This window comes from Roseateles sp. GW823-FHT07B05, from assembly GCF_058794515.1.
The window spans coordinates 73,329-94,093 of the sequence record NZ_JBXAGX010000016.1; the positions used below are offsets into that span (position 1 = coordinate 73,329).

A 20,765-nucleotide genomic window follows, 5' to 3' on the forward strand; every position below is an offset into this window, starting at 1 on the left:
GTGATTATGGGCGTGGTTTTACGGGTGGCGCCGCCTGTGTTGTCCATAAAACATCGGGACTATCCCCGAGTGCGGACGCAAAAGCAGAGAAACAGAATGCGCAACAAAACAATGTTTAGCTTTGCCCGTGGCGAAGCAGGAGACACGCCGCCGCCATCCGGTGCGCGGCGCAGGGGCTGGCCGGTTTGGTGGCTGCCTGGCGTCTCCCGTCGCGGGCAGGCTGTGTGAACCGAGCTTGGCGACGACGTGACATCCCAACGATTGATTGACCTGCATGACGGCTGGCAGCTGGCCGAAGCGCCCGCCGGCCTGGACGGCGCGGCGCTGACAGCGCTGCCGGCCGAGGCCTGGCTGCCCGCGGCCGTTCCCGGCACGGCGCATGGCGCCCTGCTGGCGGCCGGGCGCATCCCGGACCCGTTCTACGGCCGCAACGAGCTGGATGTGCGCTGGGTGGCCGAGCGCCGCTGGGCGTGGCGCCTGGCCTTCGATGCGGGCGAGCTGGCGCCGCGCGAGGAGCTCGTGTTCGAGGGCCTGGACACCTACTGCACCGTGTGGCTGAACGGCGAGCGGTTGCTGCAGTCCGACAACATGTTCGTGCCGCAGCGCGTGGACGTGCGCTCGCGCCTGAAGCCCGGCCACAACGAGCTGCTGCTGTGTTTTGAGCCGGCGCTGGCCGAAGCACGCAAGGTGGAGGCGGTGCACGGCAAGCGCGCGCTGTGGAACGGCGACAGCGCACGGCTGCACGCCCGCAAGGCGCAATACCACTTCGGCTGGGACTGGGGCCCCGAGCTCATCACCTGTGGCCCCTGGCGGCCGGTGCGGCGCTGCAGCGGCGCGGCGCGCATTGCCGACCTGCAGTGCCGCAGCACGGTGGACGTGGCCGCGCGCGCGGCCACGCTGCAGGTGGCTGCGCAGATCGACGGCGCGGGCACGCGCTGCGCCTTCGAGCTGCGCGATGCGCAAGGGCGCTGCGTGGCGGAGCGGGAGGTGCCGGCCACGGGCGCGGCCAGCGCGACGCTGACCGTCACCGAGGCCGACCTCTGGTGGCCGCGCGGCCTGGGCGCGCAGCCGCTGTACACGCTGGTGGCGCGGCTGCTGGACGATGCGGGCCGCGTGCTGGCCGAGGACAGCCGCCGCATCGGGCTGCGCCAGCTGCGGCTGGTGCAGGAGCCGGTGGCGGGCGAGGCGGGGCTGAGCTTCCACTTCGAGGTCAACGGCCAGGCCTTGTTCGCCGGCGGCGCGAACTGGATTCCCGATGACAACCTGCTGGAGCGCATCACGCCGGCGCGCTACCGCGAGCGCGTGGCGCAGGCCGCCGCAGCCAACATGAACATGCTGCGCGTGTGGGGCGGCGGCATCTACGAGCACGAGGCCTTCTACGAGGCCTGCGACGAGCTGGGCATCCTGGTGTGGCAGGACTTCATGTTCGCCTGCGGCATCTACCCGGCCAACGACGCGTTCCTGGCCAGCGTGCGCGCCGAGGCCGAAGCGGCCGTGAAGCGGCTGCGCCACCACGCCTGCATGGCGCTCTGGTGCGGCAACAACGAGGACTACATGATTGCCGAGTCCCAGGGCCTGGCCGGCCCGGGCGTGCCGGCGGAGCGCTTCGAGGCGCGCGCCATCTACGAGGGCCTGCTGCCCGAGGTCTGCGCCGCGCTGGACCCGGACCGCGCCTACTGGCCCGGCAGCCCGTTCACACCCGGCGCCGACACGAAGTCGTCGGACACGACGGTGGGCGACCGCCACAGCTGGGAGGTCTGGCACCAGCAGATGCTGCCCTACCAGCACTACGGCGAGGTGCAGGCCCGCTTCGTCAGCGAGTTCGGCATGCAGTCCAACCCGTCGCTGGCGCTGTTGGAGTCGGTGCTGCCCGAGGAGGAGCGGTTCCCCGAGAGCCGCACGGTGCAGTGGCACAACAAGGCCGGCTCGGCCGCGGGGCCGGACGGCCACCGCCGCCTGGCCGTCTACCTGGCCGACAACCTGCGCGTGGGCGCCACGCTGGCGGATCACGTCTACGCGACGCAGTTCGTGCAGGCCGAGGCCATGCGCGTGGCCTACCAGGACTTCCGCCGCCGCTGGCAGCACCCTGGCGCGCGCGCGGTCAGCGGCGCGCTGGTGTGGCAGCTCAACGACTGCTGGCCGGTGACGAGCTGGGCGCTGATCGATTCGGCCGGCACCGTGAAGCCGGCCTGGCATGCGGTGCGTCGCGCGCTGGCGCCGCTCGCCGTGGCCGTGCGGCTGGAGCCCGGCCAGGCGCGGCTGGCGACGATGAACGGCGGCCTGCAGCCGGTGGCGGTGACGCTGCAGCTGCGGGTGTTCGCGATGGATGGCCGGCAGCTGGCGGCGGCCAGCGTCGCACAGCCGGTGCCCGCGGGCTGCAGCGTGGAGGTCACGCAGGCGCTGCCGGTGTTCGACGAGCCCGTGGTGGCCGAGCTGTGCGCGCTGGATGCGCAGGGGCAGGAGCTGGCGCGCGACTGCGCGTGGACGGAGCCGTTCAAGTTCTACCGGCTGGGCGGCGCGGACATCGAGATCGCCGCGGACGGCCAGGCGCTGGTGCTGCGCAGCGACCGGCCGGTGAAGGGCCTGTGGCTCTCCGGCAACGGGTTGCGGCCGGCCGAAAACTTCATCGACCTGGTGCCTGGCGCGCCACGCCGGATTGCTTGTGAGATAGCGCTACCAATGCGCGTGGGTGCCATCGCCGTCGATCATGCGGCGTGGTCCATCACCATTGCTGATAGGGGAGGCGAGCTCGGGGCGAAATGAGTGAATCCCCTGTCGCTGATTGTCCCAATGTGGCGGGTCAATTGCGTTGTTACCGTTACCAATAATGGCTGAGGCCTGACAGCCTGCAGCCGCAACATCACCCCGCGAGGGGCGAATGTTTCCCACCAAAGAGGAGCCAACGAGGATGAGACATTTCAAACAGACAACCTTGTCATTGGCGGCAGCCCAGGCCTTGATGGTCCTGGCGATGCCGGCGATGGCACAAACCGCTGAGGCGCCCAAGGCGCAGCAGCTGGAGACCGTGGTGGTCTCGGGGCAGCGCGCGGCGCTGCAGTCGGCGCAGAAGCTGAAGCAGAACGCGGACGAGATCGTTGACTCGATCAACGCCGACGACGCCGGCAAGCTGCCGGACCGCTCCGTCAGCGAAGTGCTGCAGCGCATCGTCGGCGTGACGATGGACCGCGTGATGGCGCGTGGCGACCCGGGCCGTTTCTCGGTCGAAGGCTCCGGCGTGCTGATCCGCGGCCTGACCTATGTGTCGTCGAACCTGAACGGCCGCGAGAGCTTCTCGGCCAACGGCGGCCGTGGCCTGAGCTGGGAAGACGTGCCGCCTGAGCTGATGGCCGGCGTGGACGTCTACAAGAACCCGTCCGCCGAGCAGATCGAAGGCGCCATCGGCGGCCTGGTGAACCTGCGCACCGCGCTGCCGTTCGACTACGGCGGCTTCAAGGGCAACCTGGGCGTGTCCGCGACGCGCAACAAGCTGGCCGACACGACCAAGCCGACGTACTCGGGGCTGATTTCCAACACCTGGAACACCGATCTCGGCAAGTTCGGCCTGCTGGCGCACGCGGCCTTCTCGAAGAGCAACACGCGCACCGACAGCATGTTCGTCGACCCCTACTTCCTGGAAGTGGAGAAGGTCTCGAAGCCCTCGGACAACGACAACGCTTACTACACGTCCAAGACCAACCACTGGTTCCCGAAGGCGCTGGGCTGGCGCACGCTGGCCTATGACCGCACGCGCCAGGGCTCCTACTTTGCCGGGCAGTGGAAGAAGGACACGCTGGAAGTCGCGGCCACGCACTTCCGGTCCAAGTACGACTTCTACTGGGACGAGAGCTCCATCGACAGCCAGGCCGACCCGTACACCTCCAAGGTGTCGTCGGACGCTAAGTGGGGCAGCAACGGCGCGCTGCTGACGGGAACCATCACCGACCCGGGCCACAACGGCATCCCGTTCAACGCGAACACGCGCTTCTCCAAGCGCGTCTCCGAGACCCGGGAGAGCACGTTCAACGTCGTCTGGACGCCGACGCCGGCGCTGCGCATCGCCAACGACTTCCAGTTCATCGAGTCGACGACGCGCGCCATCGATTCCACGGTCGCCACCGGCATCAACATGCCCAAGGAAACCGTGGACATGACCGGCGAGCTGCCCCGGCTGGTCCTGGACGCTGCGGACCGGGCCTACCTGGCCGACCCGTCCAAGTACTACTGGGGCTTCACGATGGAGCACCTGGACAAGAGCCGTGCGACGCAGAAGGCCTGGAAGGGCGACGTCAAGTACACGTTCGACCACCCGGTGTTCCAGGACCTGCGCGTCGGCCTGCGCTTCACGGAGCGTGATGCCAACAACCAGGTCAGCAACCCCAGCTACAACTGGAAGGCCGTCACGCAGACGTGGCAGTCGGCCGAGTTCGACCAGGGCGCCATCAACCAGTCCTGGGACTGGCACCCGATCAAGAGCCTGGCCTACCTGTCTCGCTTCGGCAGCAACGACACCCAGCTCAAGGCGTTCAACAACTTCATGAACGGCAAGACCCAGGTCGCGTCGCTGGTGCTGCCCAAGATGGCCGTCGCCGCGAACTACCCGGCGTCCTACGCCACGCTGCACAGCTACTACACGCAGCTGTGCGAGGAGTACAAGGCCCAGCTCGGCACCAACCGCAACTGCGCGGCCTCCTGGCAGCCCATTCCGTTCGACGAGACCTCGCCCAACAGCAACAAGCAGCACGAGACCACCAAGACGGCCTACGCGCAGCTGCGCTTCGGCTTCGACGACTGGAACGTGCCGCTGGATGGCAACGTGGGCCTGCGCGTGGTCAACACGAAGTACGACACCACGGGCTACAAGTCGCTGAACTACACGGCGACCGACATCGGTGCGGGCACCGTCGTCGGCGGCCCCATCCCGACGTTCACGAACTTCCAGACGCCCATCGACGTCCGCAACAGCTACACCGATGTGCTGCCCACGCTGAACCTGAAGTACAAGTTCAGGGACAACCTGCAGATGCGTGTGGCGTTCGCCAAGGCCATCGCCCGCCCTGACTTCAGCACGCTGCAGCCCAACGTGCAGATGCTGGCCGGTTCGGCCACCGTGCGGACCGTGGTCGACACGACCGTGACGCCCAACACGCGCACCAACTACATCGACGACCTGAAGAACCGCGGCACGGCGCTGGGCAACCCCATCCTGAAGCCGGTCAAGTCCGACCAGTTCGATGTGTCGGGCGAGTGGTACATCGACAAGGCCAGTTCGATCACGGTGGCAGCCTTCAACAAGCAGCTCAAGGACGTGATCGTCAACCAGGTCGGCATCATGAGTGCCGCCGACACGACCGGCAAGATGTACGACTTCGCGTACTCGACGCAGGTCAACGGTGCCAAGGGCTGGGCGCGTGGCCTGGAGTTCGCCGTGCAGCACTACTTCAACGGGCTGCCGGGTCTGCTGTCAGGCCTGGGTGTGCAGGCGAATGCCACCTACGTGGACAGCAAGCAGAAGCGCTACAACTCGGTGGGTGCCGAGTGGTGCAGCGGCGTGACGGACGAGCGCAACCTCAACCTCTACGTCAACGGCTGCGACACCAACGGCCAGTCCTACGGTGACCATCCGCTGCCCAACCTGTCGCGCAAGGCCTTCAACCTGGCCATCCTGTATGACCACGGCCCGATCTCGGCGCGCGTGGCCTATGCATGGCGCGGCAAGTACCTGAACGGCGTGGCCTTCCCCGACAACACCGGCCCGAACCAGACCAACGGCTTGAACTACAACCCGAACAGCCCGCAGTACGGCCGCAACAACATGCCGCTGGGCCTGCCCATCTGGACGGACAGCTTCGGCCAGCTCGATGCCAGCATCGAGTACCAGCTCACCAACCAGCTGAAGGTCGTGCTGCAGGGCCAGAACCTGACGGACGCGGTCTATAAGCAGTTGATGGAGCAGCACATCGGCATGATGAACCGCAGCGGCTTCGTCTCGGGCCCGCGCTACACGCTGTCGGCGCGCTATCAGTTCTGACCGGACGCCGGGTTTGTCCCGGCTGAAGGAAGGCCTGGCGCTGCGGCGCCGGGCCTTTTTTTTGGGTAGTGTTCGAACACAGCAAAAACACCATGGAGACACCACGCATGCCTGATGACCAGCCCCTGCGCCGCATCGTCATCGTTGGCGGCGGCACCGCCGGCTGGATGACCGCCGCACCGCTGGGCCAGTTGATGGGGCAGGGCGAGCACGGCGCGCGCTGCGAGATCGTGCTGATCGAATCCCCCGAGATCGGCACCGTGGGCGTGGGCGAAGCCACGCTGCCCACCATCCGCTTCTACAACCGCACGCTGGAGCTCGACAGCGCCGAGTTCATCCGCAAGACCCAGGCGACGTTCAAGCTGGGCATCGAGTTCAAGGACTGGGGGCACCTGGGCAACCGCTTCTTCCACGGCTTCGGCGAGTTCGGGCCGGCCATCCAGAACCGCTCGTCCGTCATGCACTGGCTGCGCCTGCACGGCCTGGGCGGCATGGAGAGCCACGAGCACTGGTCCACCGCCACCGTCATGGCCCGGCACAACCGCTTCGTGCCGCCCGACGGCGACGTCGCCTCGGCCGCCAACGCCTACACCTACGCCTTCCATTTCGACGCCGGCCTGTACGCCGCCTACCTGCGCGACTACGCGATGGCGCGCGGCGTGCAGCGTGAGGAGGGCACCATCGTCGACGTGTCCGTGCGCCCCGGCGACGGTTTCGTCACCGCCGTCACGCTCGCCGACGGCCGGCGCATCGAAGGCGACCTGTTCATCGACTGCTCGGGCTTCCGCGCGCTGCTGATCGAAGGCGTCTGCAAGGCCGGCTACCACGACTGGACGCACTGGCTGCCTTGCGACAGCGCCCAGGCCGTGCCCTGCGCCCGCGTCGAGCCGCTGACGCCCTACACCACGTCCACCGCGCGCAGCGCCGGCTGGCAGTGGCGCATCCCGCTGCAGCACCGCACGGGCAACGGCCACGTCTACTGCAGCGGCTACACCAGCGACGACGAGGCCGGCCGCGTGCTGATGAGCCACCTCGACGGCGCCGCGCTGGGCGATCCGCGCCAGCTGCGCTTCAAGACCGGCATGCGCCGCAAGGCCTGGGACCGCAACGTCGTCGCCATCGGCCTGTCGTCGGGCTTCCTGGAGCCGCTGGAGTCCACCAGCATCCAGCTCATCATGGACGGCGTGGGCCGCCTCATCGAACTGCTGCCCGACCGCCGCTGCGACCGCCGCCTGGCCGACGAATACAACCGCCGCATGACGCAGCAGTACGAGTCCATCCGCGACTTCATCGTGCTGCACTACAAGCTGACGCAACGCGACGACAGCGAGTTCTGGCGCTACTGCGCGGCCATGCCCATCCCCGACACGCTGCACCACCAGATCGAGCTGTTCCGCCAGAGCGGCCGCGTCGCCATCCTGGACCCCGACAGCTTCGCCGAGCCGTCCTGGGTATCGCTGTTCCTGGGCCTGGGCCTGTGGCCCGAGCGGCATGACCCGCTGCTCGCGCAGATCGACGAACAGGCGCTGCGCCAGCACTTCCAGCGCCTGCGTCAGGCCATCAAGCAGACCGTGGACGGCATGCCCGACCACGGCGCCTTCATCGACCGCCACGTCAAGGCCGCCGCGATGGAGGTGGCCGCATGAGCGACGACACCCGTATCCGCCGCATCGTCATCGTCGGCGGCGGTTCCGCCGGCTGGATGTGCGCCGCGCCGCTGGCCCAGGTGTTCGGCTCGCCGCCTGGCGGCCCGAGCAACCCGGTGGGCTGCGAGATCGTGCTGGTCGAGTCCGCCGACATCGGTACCGTCGGCGTTGGCGAGGCCACGCTGCCCAGCATCCGCGCCTACAACGACGCGCTGGGCCTGGACAACGCGGACTTCATGCGCCGCACGCAGGCCAGCTTCAAGCTCGGCATCGAGTTCAAGGACTGGGGCCACGTCGGCAACCGCTTCTTCCACGGCTTCGGCGGCTTCGGCCCGGCCATCGTCAACCGCTCGTCGGTGGCGCACTGGCTGCGGCTGGCACGCGAAGGCGGCATGGCCAGCCACGAGGAATGGTCCGTCGCCACCATGATGGCCCGCCACAACCGCTTCGCGCCGCCCGAGGCCGGCCCGCCATCGGCCGCCAACGCGTTCTCCTACGCCTTCCACTTCGACGCCGGCCTGTACGCCGCTTACCTGCGCGACTACGCGGTGGCGCGCGGCGTGCAGCGCGAGGAGGGCACCATCGTCGACGTGTCCGTGCGCCCCGGCGACGGCTTCGTCACCGCCGTCACGCTGGCCGACGGCCGGCGCATCGAGGGCGACCTGTTCATCGACTGCTCGGGCTTCCGTGCGCTGCTGATCGAAGGCATATGCCGCGCCGGCTATCACGACTGGACACACTGGCTGCCCTGCGACAGCGCCCAGGCCATGCCATGCGAGAAGGTGCAGCCGCTCACGCCCTACACCACGTCCACGGCCCATTCAGCCGGCTGGCAATGGCGCATCCCGCTGCAGCACCGCACCGGCAATGGCCATGTCTACAGCAGCGCCCACATCAGCGACGAAGAGGCGAGCCGCGTGCTGATGAGCCACCTCGACGGCGCTCCGCAGGGCGAGCCGCGCCAGTTGCGCTTCAAGACCGGCCTGCGCCGCAAGGTCTGGGACCGCAACGTCGTCGCCGTGGGCCTGTCCTCGGGCTTCCTGGAGCCGCTGGAGTCCACCAGCCTGTCGCTGGTCATCCACGGCATCAGCGCGCTCGTGGAGTTGTTCCCCGACCGCCGCTGCGAGCCTCACCTGGCGGATGAGTACAACCGCCGCATGACGCGGCAGTACGAGTCCATCCGCGACTTCATCATCCTCCACTACAAGCTCACCCACCGGGACGACAGCGAGTTCTGGCGCTACTGCCGCGGCATGTCCATCCCGGACACGCTGGCCCACCAGATCGACACCTTCCGCCGCAACGGCCGCGTCGTCATCCTGGACCGCGACAGCTTCGGCGAGGACTCCTGGTACTCGCTGTTCCTGGGCCTCGGCCTGCAGCCCGAGGGGCTGGACCCGCTGCTGCGGCAGGTGGACGCGGCGCCGCTGCGGGAGCATTTCCAGCGGCTGCAGGCGGCCATCGCGCGGACGGTGGAGGGCATGCCGGACCATGGTGCGTTCCTGGAGCGGCTGGTGGCGGGCCGGATCGGCTGAGCGCGTTCGCCCTCGACGTCAGGCTTTTGCCCGCTTCAGAACGGCGACGATCTCGCGGGTCTGCCCGTGAAGCATGTTGGTGTCAAAGGTCGATACCAATTCCCAGCCATCGCGCCCGAGCTCATTCAAGGCTGCTTCAAACTTGGACTGATCGAGCACGCCGCCGGCGAACCATCCCTTGGCCTCCACCTTGACCGTCCGATATTCCCACTGCGTCATCAACTGCCTCCCTGTCCTTGAGTCATTGAAGCATGTGCCTGTGATGCACTGAACGGTGAAAATTCCTGAGGCGCAGCGTGCGTGACCAGCCCTGTAGATTTGAGGCAGTTCACGCACTCCAACATTGGCGGTTGCGCTCCGAGTTCGGGCAACTCAAGCCGCGAGGCCTTGGCAGGAGCGCCCGCCGAGGCTCACGCGCAATCCCACCCCAGCCGCACCACCCCGCAGTGCCGGCACACGAACTTGTAGAAGGCGTTGTCGCCGGCCGGCTCGTAGTCGCGCGTGGCGGCGGCCCATTGCTTGGCGGTCTTGCCGTAGCGCTGCATCCAGTCCGCCTTCACGGCGTCACTGGCGTCTTCCACGTCGTCTTCCGACGCATCGCCATGGAACTCGCAGGCGTCGTTGCAGTGCGCGAGCCACTCCTCCTGCTGCCAGCAGGAGTAGCCCGGCGTGCGCAGGCTCACCTCGTCGATGACGTCTTGCGCCACGCCGGCCTGTTGCAGCGGCGCGGGGTCGGAGAAGCTGGCGCCCAGCTTCGCGGCGGCGGAGCCGTCGGCGATGCACCAGGGGCACAGCTTCTCGTCCAGGTCCGTCGTCGCGTAGACGGGCTGCACGTAGACGAAGCCGCGCGGCTCACCGCAGCAGGCGCAGGTGATGGGGCGGGGCTCGATGGCGCCGGTGGCCAGCGGGTCGGGGTGGTAGCGGAAGGTGGGCAGGTCCATGCCGTCACGCTACCAGAGCCCGGCGGCGGTGCTCAGCGCCCGGCGCGCTCCCGCAGGAAATCGGCGTACGCCAGCGCGCTGCGCTTGAGCGTGCGCTGCTGGGTCTCGAAGTCCACATGCACGAGGCCGAAGCGACGTTCGTAGCCGAAGGCCCATTCGAAGTTGTCCATCAGCGACCAGATGAAGTAGCCGCGCACGTCCACGCCGTTGGCCATCGCCCGCGAGCAGGCCGCGAAGTGGCGCTTGATGTAGGACTGGCGCTGCAGGTCGTCCACCTCGCCGCGGGCGTTCACCTCGTCGTGGCTGGACATGCCGTTCTCGGTCACGTACAGCGGCGGCAGGTTGGGGTAGTCGCGCTTGAAGGCCTCGAACAGGTCCTGCATGCCTTGCGGGTAGACCTCCCAGTCCATCGTCGTGCGCTCGACGCCCTCGTGGCGCACCCAGTCGATGGTGTCCGCGCCCTTGGAGCGCAGCACGGCGCGGCTGTAGAAGTTGATGCCGAGGTAGTCGATGGGGCGGCGGATGATGTCCATGTCGCCGTCCAGCACCAGCGGCTCGCAGCCCTTCCACAGCCGCCACAGGTCGGCGGGGTACTCGCCCTTGAGCAGCGGGTCCAGCACCCAGCGGTTCTGGTAGGTCTCGAACAGCGAGGCGGCGTCGCGGTCCTCGGCGGTGTCGCTGTCGGCATAGCCCGGCGCGCAGTTGGCGACGATGCCGTGCAGCGCCTGCGGCGCGTTGGCGCGCAGTGCCGGCAGCGCCAGGCCGTGGCCCAGCAGCAGGTGGTGCATGGCCTGTGCGGCCCAGCGGTTGCTCTTCAGGCCCGGCGCATGGTGGCCGTCGCCGTAGCCGAGGTAGGCCGAGCACCAGGGCTCGTTGTGCGTGGTCCACGCAGCCACATCGCCATGGCCGGCCAGCTCGCGGCTCATCAGGTCGGCGTAGTCGGCGAAGCGGTAGGCGGTCTCGCGGTTCAGCCAGCCGCCCTTGTCTTCGAGGTGCTGCGGCAGGTCCCAGTGATACAGCGTGACGAAGGCCTTGATGCCGCGCTCGCCCAGGCCGTCCAGCAGGCGCTTGTAGAAATCAATGCCGCGGGCGTTGGGCTGGCCGGCGGCGTCCATCACGCGCGGCCAGGCGATGGAGAAGCGGTAGGCGTCCAGCCCCAGGCGCTGCAGGATGTCCAGGTCTTCGTCGAGGCGGTGGTAGTGGTCGCAGGCCACGTCGCCGTTCTCGCCGCGCAGCACCTTGCCGGGCGTCGCGCAGAAGCGGTCCCAGATGGATTCGAGCCGGCCGTCCGCATGGGCGGCGCCTTCGATCTGGTACGAGGACGTGCCGCAGCCGAACACGAAGTCGCTGCGGCGCATGGGCGAGTCGGCCGGCGGGGATACGAGGTCGGCGAGCGAGGCGGGAGGAGGGGTCAGGTCCATGGCAAGGTCGGTGGGTCAGGGAGAGGAGGGCAGTGCCTGCAGGGCGCTGCGCCAGGGAACGAGGGCTTGCGGGTCGGCGGGCAGGGGCCCGCGCACGCCGCAGATGAAGGACGCGAACCGGTTGGCCAGCGCCAGCGTGGCGGCCAGGTCGCGCTGCTGCGCGAGGCCGGCCAGCAGCAGCGCGGTGAAGGAGTCGCCGGCGCCGACGGTGTCGACGACGCGCGGCTGCGGCTCGCCGGGGCCCTGGGCCAGCAGCGCGCCGCCGGGGCCGTAGAAGCGCCAGCCGTCGGCGCCGCAGGTCAGCACCACGCGCTGCAGTGCGAAGCGGTCCATCAGCGCGGCCACCTGGGTGGCTTCGTCGCCGGGCGCGTCGAACCAGCCGGCCAGCCGCGCGAGCTCCTCGTCGTTGACCTTGACCCAGTCGGCCAGCATCAGCGATTCGGCGGCGAACAGCGCGTTGTCGGTGCCGGGGCGCAGGTTCAGGTCCAGGAAGCGCAGGCCGTTGAAGCCCTTGGCCAGTGCGCGGATGGCCGTGCGCGACACGGGGTGGCGCTGCGCAAGGCTACCGAAGTACAGCAGCGACGGCGCGGCGCCGGCCAGCGCGGCGCGGGCGGCGGGCAGGTCCAGGTGGTCCCACGCGGCGTCGGCGTGGATCTCGAAGCGGTGGCCGCCGCCGGGCTGCTCCCGCACGCTGACGCGGCCCGTCGCCCGGGCGGCGTCGTGCTGCAGGCCGGCGGTGCCCAGGCCGTAGCGCGCGGCGCTGTCCAGCACGAGGCGGCCGTTGGCGTCGTCGGCGCCGATGCGGCTGATGAACAGCGCCGGCGCGCCCAGCGCGGCCAGCGACCGGGCCACGTTGAACGGCGCGCCACCGGCCACCGGGCCGTCATGGAATTCGTCCACCAGGGCTTCGCCCAGGACGGCAAGGGAGCGGGAAGGCATCGATCTCGGTCGTGATGAAAATTTCAAGGCAACAATAAATGTTTAGTGAACAATCGGCAACGAGGGCGATCCCGGATCGGCGTGTTGCCGGCCATGGCCGGCCCATGTAACGGGTGTGGAACGGCATGGCCCTGGAGGCGGTGCCACAATTGCGGCGCCTTGCGAGGCACTAAACAACAGCGGGAGTTCGGGCCATGGCCGACAAGCGGGGGGTGACGATTCGGGAATTGGCCCAGGCGGCGGGGGTGTCCATCGGCACCGTGTCGCGCGCGCTGAAGGGCCAGCCGGGTCTGTCAGAGCAGACGCGCAGCCAGGTGCTGGTGGTGGCCGAGCAACTGGGCTACGACACCGCCAAGCTGCGCACCGGCAAGCCGCGCCGCCTGCTGTTCCTGTACAGCCGCCACCTGGGCTCGCTGGCCACCAACCCGTTCTATTCCTACGTGCTGCACGGCGCCGAGACGGTGTGCCGCGAGGCGGGCGTGCCGCTGAGCCTGCTGTCGGTGCAGTCGGGTGACGACATCGCCGGCCAGGTGCGCCGCCACGAGGCCGAGGCGCTGCTGGGCGCCGGCTACTTCGACCCCGACACGATGGAAGGCATCCGCCGCTGCGAGCTGCCGCTGGTGCTGGTGGACCACTTCCACCCCGGCGTGCGCTGCATCAACGACGACAACCAGCAGGGCGCCTGGCTGGCCACGCGCCACCTGCTGGACGGCGGCGCCAAGAGGGTGGCCGCCATCTTCGGCCCGCCCACGCACTACTCGGTGTCGCTGCGCGCCAAGGGCTTCCGGCGCGCGCTGTTCGAGGCCGGCCGGCTGTTCGACCCCGACTACGAGGTCACGCTGGACCCGGTGATGGAGTACCGCGCCGCCGGCCGCGACGCGATGCGCCGGCTGCTGGCGCTGCCGCAGCCGCCGGACGCCGTGTTCGCCTACAACGACTCCACCGCGATGTTCGCCATCGAGTACTGCATCGAGCAGGGCCTGCGCGTGCCGGAGGACATCCGCTTCATCGGCTACGACGACATCGAGGAGGCCGCGCACTTCAAGCCGCCGCTGTCCACCGTGAAGATGGACAAGGAGGCGCTGGGCCTGGTGGCCGCGCGCGCGCTCATCGAGGGCGACGTGGAGCCCAGCGAAGCCTCGCTGCCGGTGGAACTGGTGGTGCGCGAAAGCTCGCGCATCGCGGCCGCGCAGGAGGCGCCCGTGCGCAAGGCCAGGCGCCAGCCGGCCGCCGCAGAACGTTGATCCTTGGAACCGATTCCTAAGGTCTTTCCCGGTTTCCATTCGTGCAAACGTCGAACAAAAATCTTCTTGTTTACTAAAAACAAGTCGCTCCAGGCGACCGAGGAGACATTGACGTGCTTGCCGAGAGCGATGGCGCCGCCGCGCCGCTGACGCACCGCCCTGCCGCCGTGGCGGCCCGGGCACCCGCCCCCGCCGCGGCCCCCGCCACGCCCGAGGCCGACCGCGTGCCGGCGTCGCAGAAGATCGGCTTCGGCCTGGGTTCGTTCCTGGACATGTGGGGGCACTGGCTCTACCAGTCGCTGGTGTTCCACGTCTTCAACGTGTTCCTGGGCGTCGCGCCGGGGCTGATCTCCACGGCGCTGGGCGTCAAGATCTTTGCGGACGCGGTGTCGGACGCGCTGTTCGGCTGGCTGTCCGACAACGCCCGCACGCGCTGGGGCCGTCGGCGCCCGTTCATCCTCGTCGGCGGCGTGCTGGCGGGCATCGGCCTGCCGCTGATGTTCGCCGTCGGCCGCGGCTGGACGGACACCGAGTACTTCATCTTCATGCTGGTCTCGACCGCGCTGTACGCGCCGGTCATGAGCTGCTTCAATCTGCCGTGGAGCAGCCTGGGCGCGGAGATGACGCCCGACTACCACGAGCGCACCCGCGTCATGTCGTGGAAGAACGCGATCCAGAAGATCCCCGAGCTGGCGATGTTCGTCGCCGCGCAGTTCACGACGCTGGCCTTCTTCCATGACGCGAGCGGCAAGCCCGACATCCTGCTGGGCGCGCAGGTCTACACCAGCATCCTGGGCGGCATCATGGTGGTGGTGTCCGTCGCCATCTTCTCGCTGACGCGCGAGCGCTACTACGACAAGGTGGTGGCCCAGACCCGCCAGCGCGTGCCGTTCAAGGACACGCTGTACCGCACGCTGAAGAACAAGCCCTTCCGCCAGATGCTTGGCACCATGCTGACCTACAACCTGGCGACGGCCATGGTGGGCCTGCTGGGCTACTACGCGACGGTCTACTACGTCTGCGGTGGCAACGTCGTCGAGGCCACCAAGTGGAACTCGCTGATGGGCGTGGCCGGCCTGGTCAGCGGCCTGCTCGGCATCGTCTTCGCCGGCCGCGTGGCGCGGGCCTACGGCAAGCGCAATGCGCTGATGACGGTGCTGGTGCTGGGCATCGTCGCGTTCATCGGCGACTGGTTCTTCTACAACCCGCAACTGCCCTGGCTGCAGCTGTTCGCCAGCGGCGGCGTGGCCTTCATCGGCGCCGGTTTCTGGACGATCTATGGCTCGGCCATGGCCGACGTCGTCGACCACGATGAACTCGACAGCGGCCAGCGCCGCGAGGGTTCGTTCGCCGCCTGCGGCTCGTGGATCTCCAAGGTGGGCCTCGCCCTGGGCAACATGACCTCGGGCTGGGTGCTGATGTTCACCGGCTTCGACGCCAAGCTGCCGGCGCAGAGCGAGGAGGCCATCTTCCTGATCCGCGTGTTCCTGTCAGGCATTCCCATCGTGGGCCTGCTGATCGCGCTCTACATCGTGTCGCGCTACTTCCTGACGGAGCAGCGCATGCACGAGATCCGCGCTGCGCTGGAAGCCCGGCGCGGCACCGTCTGACCGGAGTCTTTCCACCATGACCATCACCTGGCTGCGCCACGCGCTGCTGGCCCTGTTGACCTGCGCCGCCACCGTGGCCGGCGCGCAGGCCACCGGCCACGAAACCCTCAAGCTCGACGCCCCCAAGCCCAGGCTGCTGCCCACGCCGCCGATGGGCTGGAACTCGTGGAACAAGTTCGCCTGCAACGTGTCGGAGCAGCTGATCCGCCAGCAGGCCGACGCGATGGTGGCCTCCGGCATGAAAGCCGCCGGCTACCAGTACATCGTCATCGACGACTGCTGGCAGAAGAGCCGCGACGCCGACGGCAACATCCAGCCCGATCCCGAGCGTTTTCCGTCGGGCATGAAGGCGCTGGCCGACTACGTGCACGGCAAGGGCCTGAAGTTCGGCCTGTACTCCGACGCCGGCGCGCTGACCTGTGGCGGCCGGCCCGGCAGCGCGGGACACGAGTTCCAGGACGCGCGCCAGTACGCCAAGTGGGGCGTGGACTGGCTGAAGTACGACTGGTGCTACACCGGCCCGCGCAACCCCGAGGCGGCCTACACCATCATGGCCAAGGCGCTGCGCGAGTCGGGGCGCGACATCGTGCTGTCCATCTGCGAATGGGGCAACAGCAAGCCCGGCCGCTGGGCGGCGCCCATCGGCCACCTGTGGCGCACCACGGGCGACATCTGGGATGCCTGGCAGGGCAAGAAGGAGTGGTCGCACGGCCTGCTCGACATCCTCGACATGAACGCCGAGCTGTGGGCGGACGCCGCGCCCAACGGCTGGAACGATCCCGACATGCTGGAGGTCGGCAACGGCGGCATGACGACCACCGAGTACGAGAGCCACTTCTCGCTGTGGGCCATGCTGGCTGCGCCGCTGATCGCGGGCAACGACCTGTCGAAGATGGACGCGGACACGCGGCGCATCCTGACGAATGCCGAGGTCATCCGCGTCGACCAGGACCCGCTGGGCCGCCAGGGCCGCCGGGTGTGGCGCCAGGGCGACCTGGAGATCTGGGTGCGCACGCTGGCCGGCGGCGACCGCGCCGCCGTGCTGTTCAACCGCGGCGACAAGCCGGCCGAGATGGCCGTGTCATGGGAGCAGCTCGACCTGCCTTCGAAGCTGAAGGCGGACGTGCTGGACCTGTGGTCGGGCAAGAAGACCGCCGGCGTCAGCGGCCGCCACGGCGGCACGGTGGCCCGCCATGGGGTGCTGATGTTCCGGATTTCGCCAGCGGTGCAGTGACGGTTCAGTAGCCGAGGGTGAAGCGCGCGCGGCGGTGCTGCGGCGCTTCCAGCTCGTTGACGATGGCCACGGCCAGGTCTTCCACGCTGATGTGGCTCTCGCCCTTGGCGTCGAACACCGGGTTCTCACCGCCCAGGCGGAACTGACCCGTGCGCGCGCCCGGGGCCAGGTGCATGGCGGGCGACAGGAAGGTCCAGTCCAGGCCGGTCTGGTCGGCGCGCAGGCGGTTCAGCGCCTCGCGGGCGGCCAGCGCGCCGGACTTCCATTCGGCCGGGAAGGCCGGCGAATCGACCAGCTGCTGGCCCGGCGCGATGAACAGGCTGCCCGCGCCGCCCACGACGATGAGCCGCACACCCGCCTCGCGCGCCGCGGCGGCGATGGCATCGCTGCCGCGCAGGAAGTCGTCGTGCAGGTTGGGGTTGGCCCAGCCGGCGTTGAAGGCGCTCACCACGGCGTCCACGCCGGCCAGCTCGGCTGCCAGCGATACGCCACCGCCCAGCACGTCCACCGAGCGCACCGTCAGGCCGGGGCGGGCCGCCAGCTTGGCCGCGTCGCGTTGCAGCGCGCGCACCGTGTGGCCGCGGCTCAGCAGTTCTTCCAGCACGGCCTTGCCGACAAAGCCGGTGGCGCCGATCAGGGCGATGTTCATGGTGTTCTCCAGACTCAGAGGTTGCGATGGAGTGATTGTTTCTGCTTCACAATGCGCCGATAAGCCGGCTTGAATCGCCAGGACTGTTTAGAAAAACTTCATGCTCGACCAACTCAAGCGCATGGCCGTGTTCGCCAGCGTCGTCCGCCACGGCAGCTTCGCGGCGGCGGCGCGCCAGCTGCGCACCAGCACCTCGGCCGCCAGTCAGCAGGTGAGGGCGCTGGAGGCCGACATGGGCGTCACGCTGCTGCACCGCTCCACGCGCAAGCTCAGCCTGACGCCCGCCGGCGAGCGTTTCCACGCCGGCTGCGCGGCCATGGTGGCGGCGGCCGAGGCCGCGCAGGCCCAGCTGCAGCAGTTGCGCGACGCGCCCGAGGGCGAGCTGCGCATCGCGATGACGGTGGGCTTCGGCCGCCGCCTCGGGCCCGCGCTGGCGCCGCTGCTGGCGGCCCATCCCGGGCTCACGCTGCACCTGCAGGTGGAGGACGGCTTCACCGACCTCGTCGCCCACCGCATCGACCTCGCCATCCGCTTCGGCCGTCTGCCCGACAGCCCCTGGGTGGCCCAGCGCCTCGGCAGCCTGCACACCAGCCTCTACGTGGCGCCGGCCTACCTGGCCCAGCGCGGCGTGCCGGGCACGCCGGAGGCGCTGCTGGCGGCCGACTGGCTGATGCTGCAGGACGGCACCGACCAGCCGCGCCGCCTGCCCGGCACGGAGCTCAGCGTGCGGCCGCGCTACACCAGCAACAACCAGCTGACGCTGCAGCAGCTGTGCGAGGCCGGCCTGGGCCTGGCGCCGCTGGGCGACGAGGACGTGGCCGAGTCGGTGGACGCCGGCCGCCTGCTGCGGCTGGACACCGAGCTGGCGCTGCCCGACCTGCCGGTCTGGGCGCTGACGCCGCAGCGTGACGCCCAGCCCGCCAAGGTGCGCCACGCCATCGCGGCGCTGAAGGCCCATCTCGCGGAGGTGGCCCGATGAAAGGCACGCTGACGCAGTGGGACGACGCCAAGGGCTACGGCTTCATCACGCCCGACGGCGGCGGCCCGAAGTGCTTCGTCCACATCCACGCCTTCGGCCTGCGCCCGCAGCGGCCCAGCGTCGGCGAGCGTGTCCGCTACCGCGAGGGCCTCGACGCGCAGGGCAAGCGGCGCGCGCGGGACGTGCAGGGCCTGGCCCCGAAGCCGGCGCCGCGCCCGCGCGACGGCAGCCGCGAGCTGCTGCTGATCCCGGCCTTCGCCGCCGGCGTGCTCGCCACGCACCTGCTGTGGGGCGTGCCCAACTGGTTCTGGGGCGCCTACTCGGCCATGAGCATGGCCACCTTCATCGTCTACGCGCTGGACAAGCGCGCCGCCGCGCGCGGCGACTGGCGCGTGGCCGAGAACACGCTGCACGGGCTGTCGCTGGCCTGCGGCTGGCCGGGCGCGCTGCTGGCGCAGCGGCTGCTGCGCCACAAGAATGCCAAGCCCGCCTTCCGGCGCGTGTACTGGGCGACGGTGGCGCTCAACATCGCCGCCTTCGTCGCCGTGTTCACGCCGCTGTTCAGGCGCTGGCTCTGACGCGGCTGCGATCATCCAGGTGAGTTTCTGGCCCGGGGTGGCATCGATCGCCGCGACTTCGGGTGAAATCCGCGTCGGCCCGCCGGGCCGACAGACAACCGCCGCGAGCCGCGGCTCTCTTTTTTCCTGAGCACTGCATGTCATTGAAGTTGGGCCTGGTGGGCATCGGCAAGATCGCCCGCGATCAACACATCCCGGCGATTGCAGCCGACCCGCGTCTGCAACTGGTGGCCACTGCCAGCCGCAACGCCAGCGTGGACGGCGTCGCCAGCTTCACCAGCGTCGAGGCCATGCTGGCCGCCGTGCCGGACCTGGACGCCATCTCCATCTGCACGCCGCCGCAGGCACATTTCGACGCTGCACTCGCGGCGCTGCGCGCCGGCAAGCATGTCATGCTGGAGAAGCCGCCCGCGGCGACGACGCGCCAGATCGCGCTGCTGCAGGCCGAGGCCGCCCGTCACGGCCGCACGCTGTTCCAGACCTGGCACTCGCGCTTCGCCGCCGGCGTGGACGCCGCGCGCGAATGGGTGCGTGGCCGCACGCTGACCGGCGGCCGCATCACGTGGAAGGAAGACGTGCACCACTGGCACCCGGGCCAGCAGTGGATCTTCGACGCGGGCGGCCTGGGCGTGTTCGACCCCGGCATCAACGCGCTGTCGGTGCTGACCGAGGTGCTGGCCGAGGAAGTGGTCGTGAAGCAGGCCGTGCTGGAGTTCCCGTCCAACCAGCAGGCACCCATCGCGGCGCAACTGGACCTGCGCACCGAGTCCGGCGTGGCCATCGACACCGTGTTCGACTTCCGCCAGAAGGGCGAGCAGACCTGGGACATCGAACTGGTGGCGGCCGATGGCCGGCTGCGCCTGTCGCACGGCGGCGGCATGCTTGAGATCGATGGCAAGCCGGTGGCCGCTGACGAGGCGCTGGCGGGCGAATACCCGCGCCTGTACGCGCGTTTTGCGGAGATGGTTGCGGCGGGTCGGTCGGAAGTCGACTGGCGACCGTTCCAGCTCGTCGCCGATGCCTTCCTGATCGGCGAGCGCCGCACGGTGGCGGCGCATCACGTCTGACCGCGCTCGCGCAGTCAGCCGAACCTGAAGCTCGACGCCGTCAGCCCGCCGAGGTAGTCGGTCTGGTGGTAGTTGCAGCTGCCGGCGTCGCCCTCGGCCGCACCGGCGGCCACCATCAGCGGCAGCAGGTGCTCCTCGCGGGCGTGGGCCTGCCGTGCGGCGGGCGCCTGCGCCCACGCCTTGAGCCGGTCGGCGCGACCCTCGGGTGAGGGCAGGGCGCTCTGCAGCCAGGCGTCGAAGGCGACGGAGGGTGCCTGCCCGCGGCCGTTGAACATCAGCCCCAGGTTGTGGAAGCTGAAGCCGCTGCCGAGGATGAGCACGCCCTCATCGCGCAGCGGCGCCAGGGCCCGGCCCAGCGCCAGATGCTCGGCCGGGTCCAGCCCCTGGCGCAGCGAGAGCTGCACGACGGGGATCTGCGCGTCCGGGTACATCGGCGCCAGCGTACAGAAGGCGCCATGGTCGAAACCACGCTGCGCGTCCCGCGCGGCGGGCAGCCCGGCGGCCTCGATCAGTGCGACGACGCGCTCCGCCAGTGCCGGGTCGCCCGGCGCGGGGTACACCACCTCGTAGGTGTGCGCCGGGAAACCGCCGTAGTCGTACAGCATGCCCGGCGCGGGGGACGTCATCACCGTGAAGGCAGGTGCTTCCCAGTGTGCCGAGATCATCAGGATGGCCTTCGGCGCGGCCGGCAGCGAGGCCGGCAGCGCTTGCAGCGACGCTTCCAGCTGGGCATGGCCCTGGCGGAAGTCGCCATCCATGAACGGCCACGGGCCGCCGCCGTGGGAGAGGAAGAAGGTGGGCTGTCTCATGATGGCACCCAGTGTGGGCTGCCGTCGCCCGTCCGGGGTTCAAACCGGCCGGTGGCAGCGCTCAAAGCGACTGAATGCCGCCGAC

Annotated in this window: 16 protein-coding genes; 10 read left to right on the forward strand and 6 right to left on the reverse strand. The window is 69.4% G+C overall.

The window, feature by feature from the left end; translation table 11 throughout:
• The first annotated feature begins 261 nt into the window (after positions 1 to 261).
• The 4 genes from AC1Q7O_RS24140 to AC1Q7O_RS24155 all read left to right on the forward strand — a co-directional run bounded on the left by AC1Q7O_RS24140 (position 262) and on the right by AC1Q7O_RS24155 (position 9,209).
• Complete coding sequence (locus tag AC1Q7O_RS24140; RefSeq protein ID WP_492661433.1) at positions 262 to 2,763, forward strand: beta-mannosidase; 2,502 nt, start codon at positions 262 to 264, stop codon at positions 2,761 to 2,763.
• 217 nt (positions 2,764 to 2,980) lie between these two features.
• Positions 2,981 to 6,028 (forward strand): TonB-dependent receptor, encoded by a 3,048-nt coding sequence (locus tag AC1Q7O_RS24145; RefSeq protein WP_492661432.1) that lies wholly within the window; start codon positions 2,981 to 2,983, stop codon positions 6,026 to 6,028.
• Positions 6,029 to 6,135: 107 nt separating this feature from the next.
• Positions 6,136 to 7,674 carry a tryptophan halogenase family protein gene (locus tag AC1Q7O_RS24150; RefSeq protein ID WP_492661431.1) on the forward strand — a complete coding sequence of 513 codons (1,539 nt, stop codon included), beginning with the start codon at positions 6,136 to 6,138 and terminating at the stop codon, positions 7,672 to 7,674.
• Positions 7,671 to 9,209, forward strand: coding sequence for a tryptophan halogenase family protein (locus AC1Q7O_RS24155; protein ID WP_492661430.1), 1,539 nt, complete (start codon positions 7,671 to 7,673; stop codon positions 9,207 to 9,209). Before AC1Q7O_RS24150 ends, AC1Q7O_RS24155 begins: the two co-directional genes overlap by 4 nt.
• Before the next feature lie 18 nt (positions 9,210 to 9,227).
• Here the strand turns inward: AC1Q7O_RS24155 and AC1Q7O_RS24160 are convergent, their stop codons facing one another.
• From AC1Q7O_RS24160 to AC1Q7O_RS24175, 4 genes are all read right to left on the reverse strand, one after another.
• The gene (locus tag AC1Q7O_RS24160; RefSeq protein WP_492661429.1) at positions 9,228 to 9,428 is read right to left on the reverse strand and encodes a DUF4177 domain-containing protein; all 201 of its coding nucleotides are present in this window, start codon (positions 9,426 to 9,428) and stop codon (positions 9,228 to 9,230) included.
• 191 nt (positions 9,429 to 9,619) lie between these two features.
• Positions 9,620 to 10,150: a CbrC family protein gene (locus AC1Q7O_RS24165; RefSeq protein WP_492661428.1), complete on the reverse strand. Its 531-nt coding sequence runs from the start codon at positions 10,148 to 10,150 to the stop codon at positions 9,620 to 9,622.
• A 32-nt stretch (positions 10,151 to 10,182) separates the two neighbouring features.
• Positions 10,183 to 11,571, reverse strand: coding sequence for a GH1 family beta-glucosidase (locus AC1Q7O_RS24170; RefSeq protein ID WP_492661427.1), 1,389 nt, complete (start codon positions 11,569 to 11,571; stop codon positions 10,183 to 10,185).
• A 15-nt stretch (positions 11,572 to 11,586) separates the two neighbouring features.
• Entirely contained in the window at positions 11,587 to 12,510 is a 924-nt protein-coding gene (locus AC1Q7O_RS24175) for a PfkB family carbohydrate kinase (RefSeq protein WP_492661426.1), read from the reverse strand.
• A gap of 194 nt (positions 12,511 to 12,704) precedes the next feature.
• On the opposite strand from AC1Q7O_RS24175, the gene AC1Q7O_RS24180 reads away from it, so the two are divergent.
• The 3 genes from AC1Q7O_RS24180 (at position 12,705) to AC1Q7O_RS24190 (ending at position 16,598) form a co-directional block, all read left to right on the forward strand.
• Complete coding sequence (locus AC1Q7O_RS24180) at positions 12,705 to 13,754, forward strand: LacI family DNA-binding transcriptional regulator (RefSeq protein WP_492661425.1); 1,050 nt, start codon at positions 12,705 to 12,707, stop codon at positions 13,752 to 13,754.
• A gap of 113 nt (positions 13,755 to 13,867) precedes the next feature.
• Entirely contained in the window at positions 13,868 to 15,364 is a 1,497-nt protein-coding gene (locus tag AC1Q7O_RS24185) for an MFS transporter (RefSeq protein WP_492661424.1), read from the forward strand.
• Between the two features lie 16 nt (positions 15,365 to 15,380).
• Entirely contained in the window at positions 15,381 to 16,598 is a 1,218-nt protein-coding gene (locus tag AC1Q7O_RS24190) for a glycoside hydrolase family 27 protein (protein ID WP_492661423.1), read from the forward strand.
• Between the two features lie 4 nt (positions 16,599 to 16,602).
• Here the strand turns inward: AC1Q7O_RS24190 and AC1Q7O_RS24195 are convergent, their stop codons facing one another.
• Positions 16,603 to 17,247: an NAD(P)-dependent oxidoreductase gene (locus AC1Q7O_RS24195; RefSeq protein WP_492661422.1), complete on the reverse strand. Its 645-nt coding sequence runs from the start codon at positions 17,245 to 17,247 to the stop codon at positions 16,603 to 16,605.
• Positions 17,248 to 17,347: 100 nt separating this feature from the next.
• On the opposite strand from AC1Q7O_RS24195, the gene AC1Q7O_RS24200 reads away from it, so the two are divergent.
• The 3 genes from AC1Q7O_RS24200 (at position 17,348) to AC1Q7O_RS24210 (ending at position 19,871) form a co-directional block, all read left to right on the forward strand.
• Positions 17,348 to 18,226 (forward strand): LysR family transcriptional regulator, encoded by an 879-nt coding sequence (locus tag AC1Q7O_RS24200; protein WP_492661421.1) that lies wholly within the window; start codon positions 17,348 to 17,350, stop codon positions 18,224 to 18,226.
• The gene (locus AC1Q7O_RS24205) at positions 18,223 to 18,804 is read left to right on the forward strand and encodes a DUF1294 domain-containing protein (RefSeq protein WP_492661420.1); all 582 of its coding nucleotides are present in this window, start codon (positions 18,223 to 18,225) and stop codon (positions 18,802 to 18,804) included. The genes AC1Q7O_RS24200 and AC1Q7O_RS24205 overlap by 4 nt, the downstream gene beginning before the upstream one ends.
• 137 nt (positions 18,805 to 18,941) lie before the next feature.
• Positions 18,942 to 19,871, forward strand: coding sequence for a Gfo/Idh/MocA family protein (locus AC1Q7O_RS24210; protein ID WP_492661419.1), 930 nt, complete (start codon positions 18,942 to 18,944; stop codon positions 19,869 to 19,871).
• Between the two features lie 14 nt (positions 19,872 to 19,885).
• Here AC1Q7O_RS24210 and AC1Q7O_RS24215 read toward each other — a convergent pair whose 3' ends face one another.
• Positions 19,886 to 20,680: a DODA-type extradiol aromatic ring-opening family dioxygenase gene (locus AC1Q7O_RS24215; protein ID WP_492661418.1), complete on the reverse strand. Its 795-nt coding sequence runs from the start codon at positions 20,678 to 20,680 to the stop codon at positions 19,886 to 19,888.
• Positions 20,681 to 20,765 lie beyond the last annotated feature (85 nt).

Bases quoted from the DNA above. Each gene is read 5' to 3' on its own strand.
- AC1Q7O_RS24180 (WP_492661425.1), top strand. From the start codon at position 12,705: ATGGCCGACAAGCGGGGGGTGACGATTCGGGAATTGGCCCAGGCGGCG.
- AC1Q7O_RS24215 (WP_492661418.1), bottom strand. From the start codon at position 20,680: ATGAGACAGCCCACCTTCTTCCTCTCCCACGGCGGCGGCCCGTGGCCG.
- AC1Q7O_RS24155 (WP_492661430.1), top strand. From the start codon at position 7,671: ATGAGCGACGACACCCGTATCCGCCGCATCGTCATCGTCGGCGGCGGT.
- AC1Q7O_RS24190 (WP_492661423.1), top strand. From the start codon at position 15,381: ATGACCATCACCTGGCTGCGCCACGCGCTGCTGGCCCTGTTGACCTGC.
- AC1Q7O_RS24205 (WP_492661420.1), top strand. From the start codon at position 18,223: ATGAAAGGCACGCTGACGCAGTGGGACGACGCCAAGGGCTACGGCTTC.
- AC1Q7O_RS24170 (WP_492661427.1), bottom strand. From the start codon at position 11,571: ATGGACCTGACCCCTCCTCCCGCCTCGCTCGCCGACCTCGTATCCCCG.
- AC1Q7O_RS24165 (WP_492661428.1), bottom strand. From the start codon at position 10,150: ATGGACCTGCCCACCTTCCGCTACCACCCCGACCCGCTGGCCACCGGC.
- AC1Q7O_RS24150 (WP_492661431.1), top strand. From the start codon at position 6,136: ATGCCTGATGACCAGCCCCTGCGCCGCATCGTCATCGTTGGCGGCGGC.
- AC1Q7O_RS24210 (WP_492661419.1), top strand. From the start codon at position 18,942: ATGTCATTGAAGTTGGGCCTGGTGGGCATCGGCAAGATCGCCCGCGAT.
- AC1Q7O_RS24145 (WP_492661432.1), top strand. From the start codon at position 2,981: ATGGCACAAACCGCTGAGGCGCCCAAGGCGCAGCAGCTGGAGACCGTG.
- AC1Q7O_RS24160 (WP_492661429.1), bottom strand. From the start codon at position 9,428: ATGACGCAGTGGGAATATCGGACGGTCAAGGTGGAGGCCAAGGGATGG.
- AC1Q7O_RS24200 (WP_492661421.1), top strand. From the start codon at position 17,348: ATGCTCGACCAACTCAAGCGCATGGCCGTGTTCGCCAGCGTCGTCCGC.
- AC1Q7O_RS24195 (WP_492661422.1), bottom strand. From the start codon at position 17,247: ATGAACATCGCCCTGATCGGCGCCACCGGCTTTGTCGGCAAGGCCGTG.
- AC1Q7O_RS24175 (WP_492661426.1), bottom strand. From the start codon at position 12,510: ATGCCTTCCCGCTCCCTTGCCGTCCTGGGCGAAGCCCTGGTGGACGAA.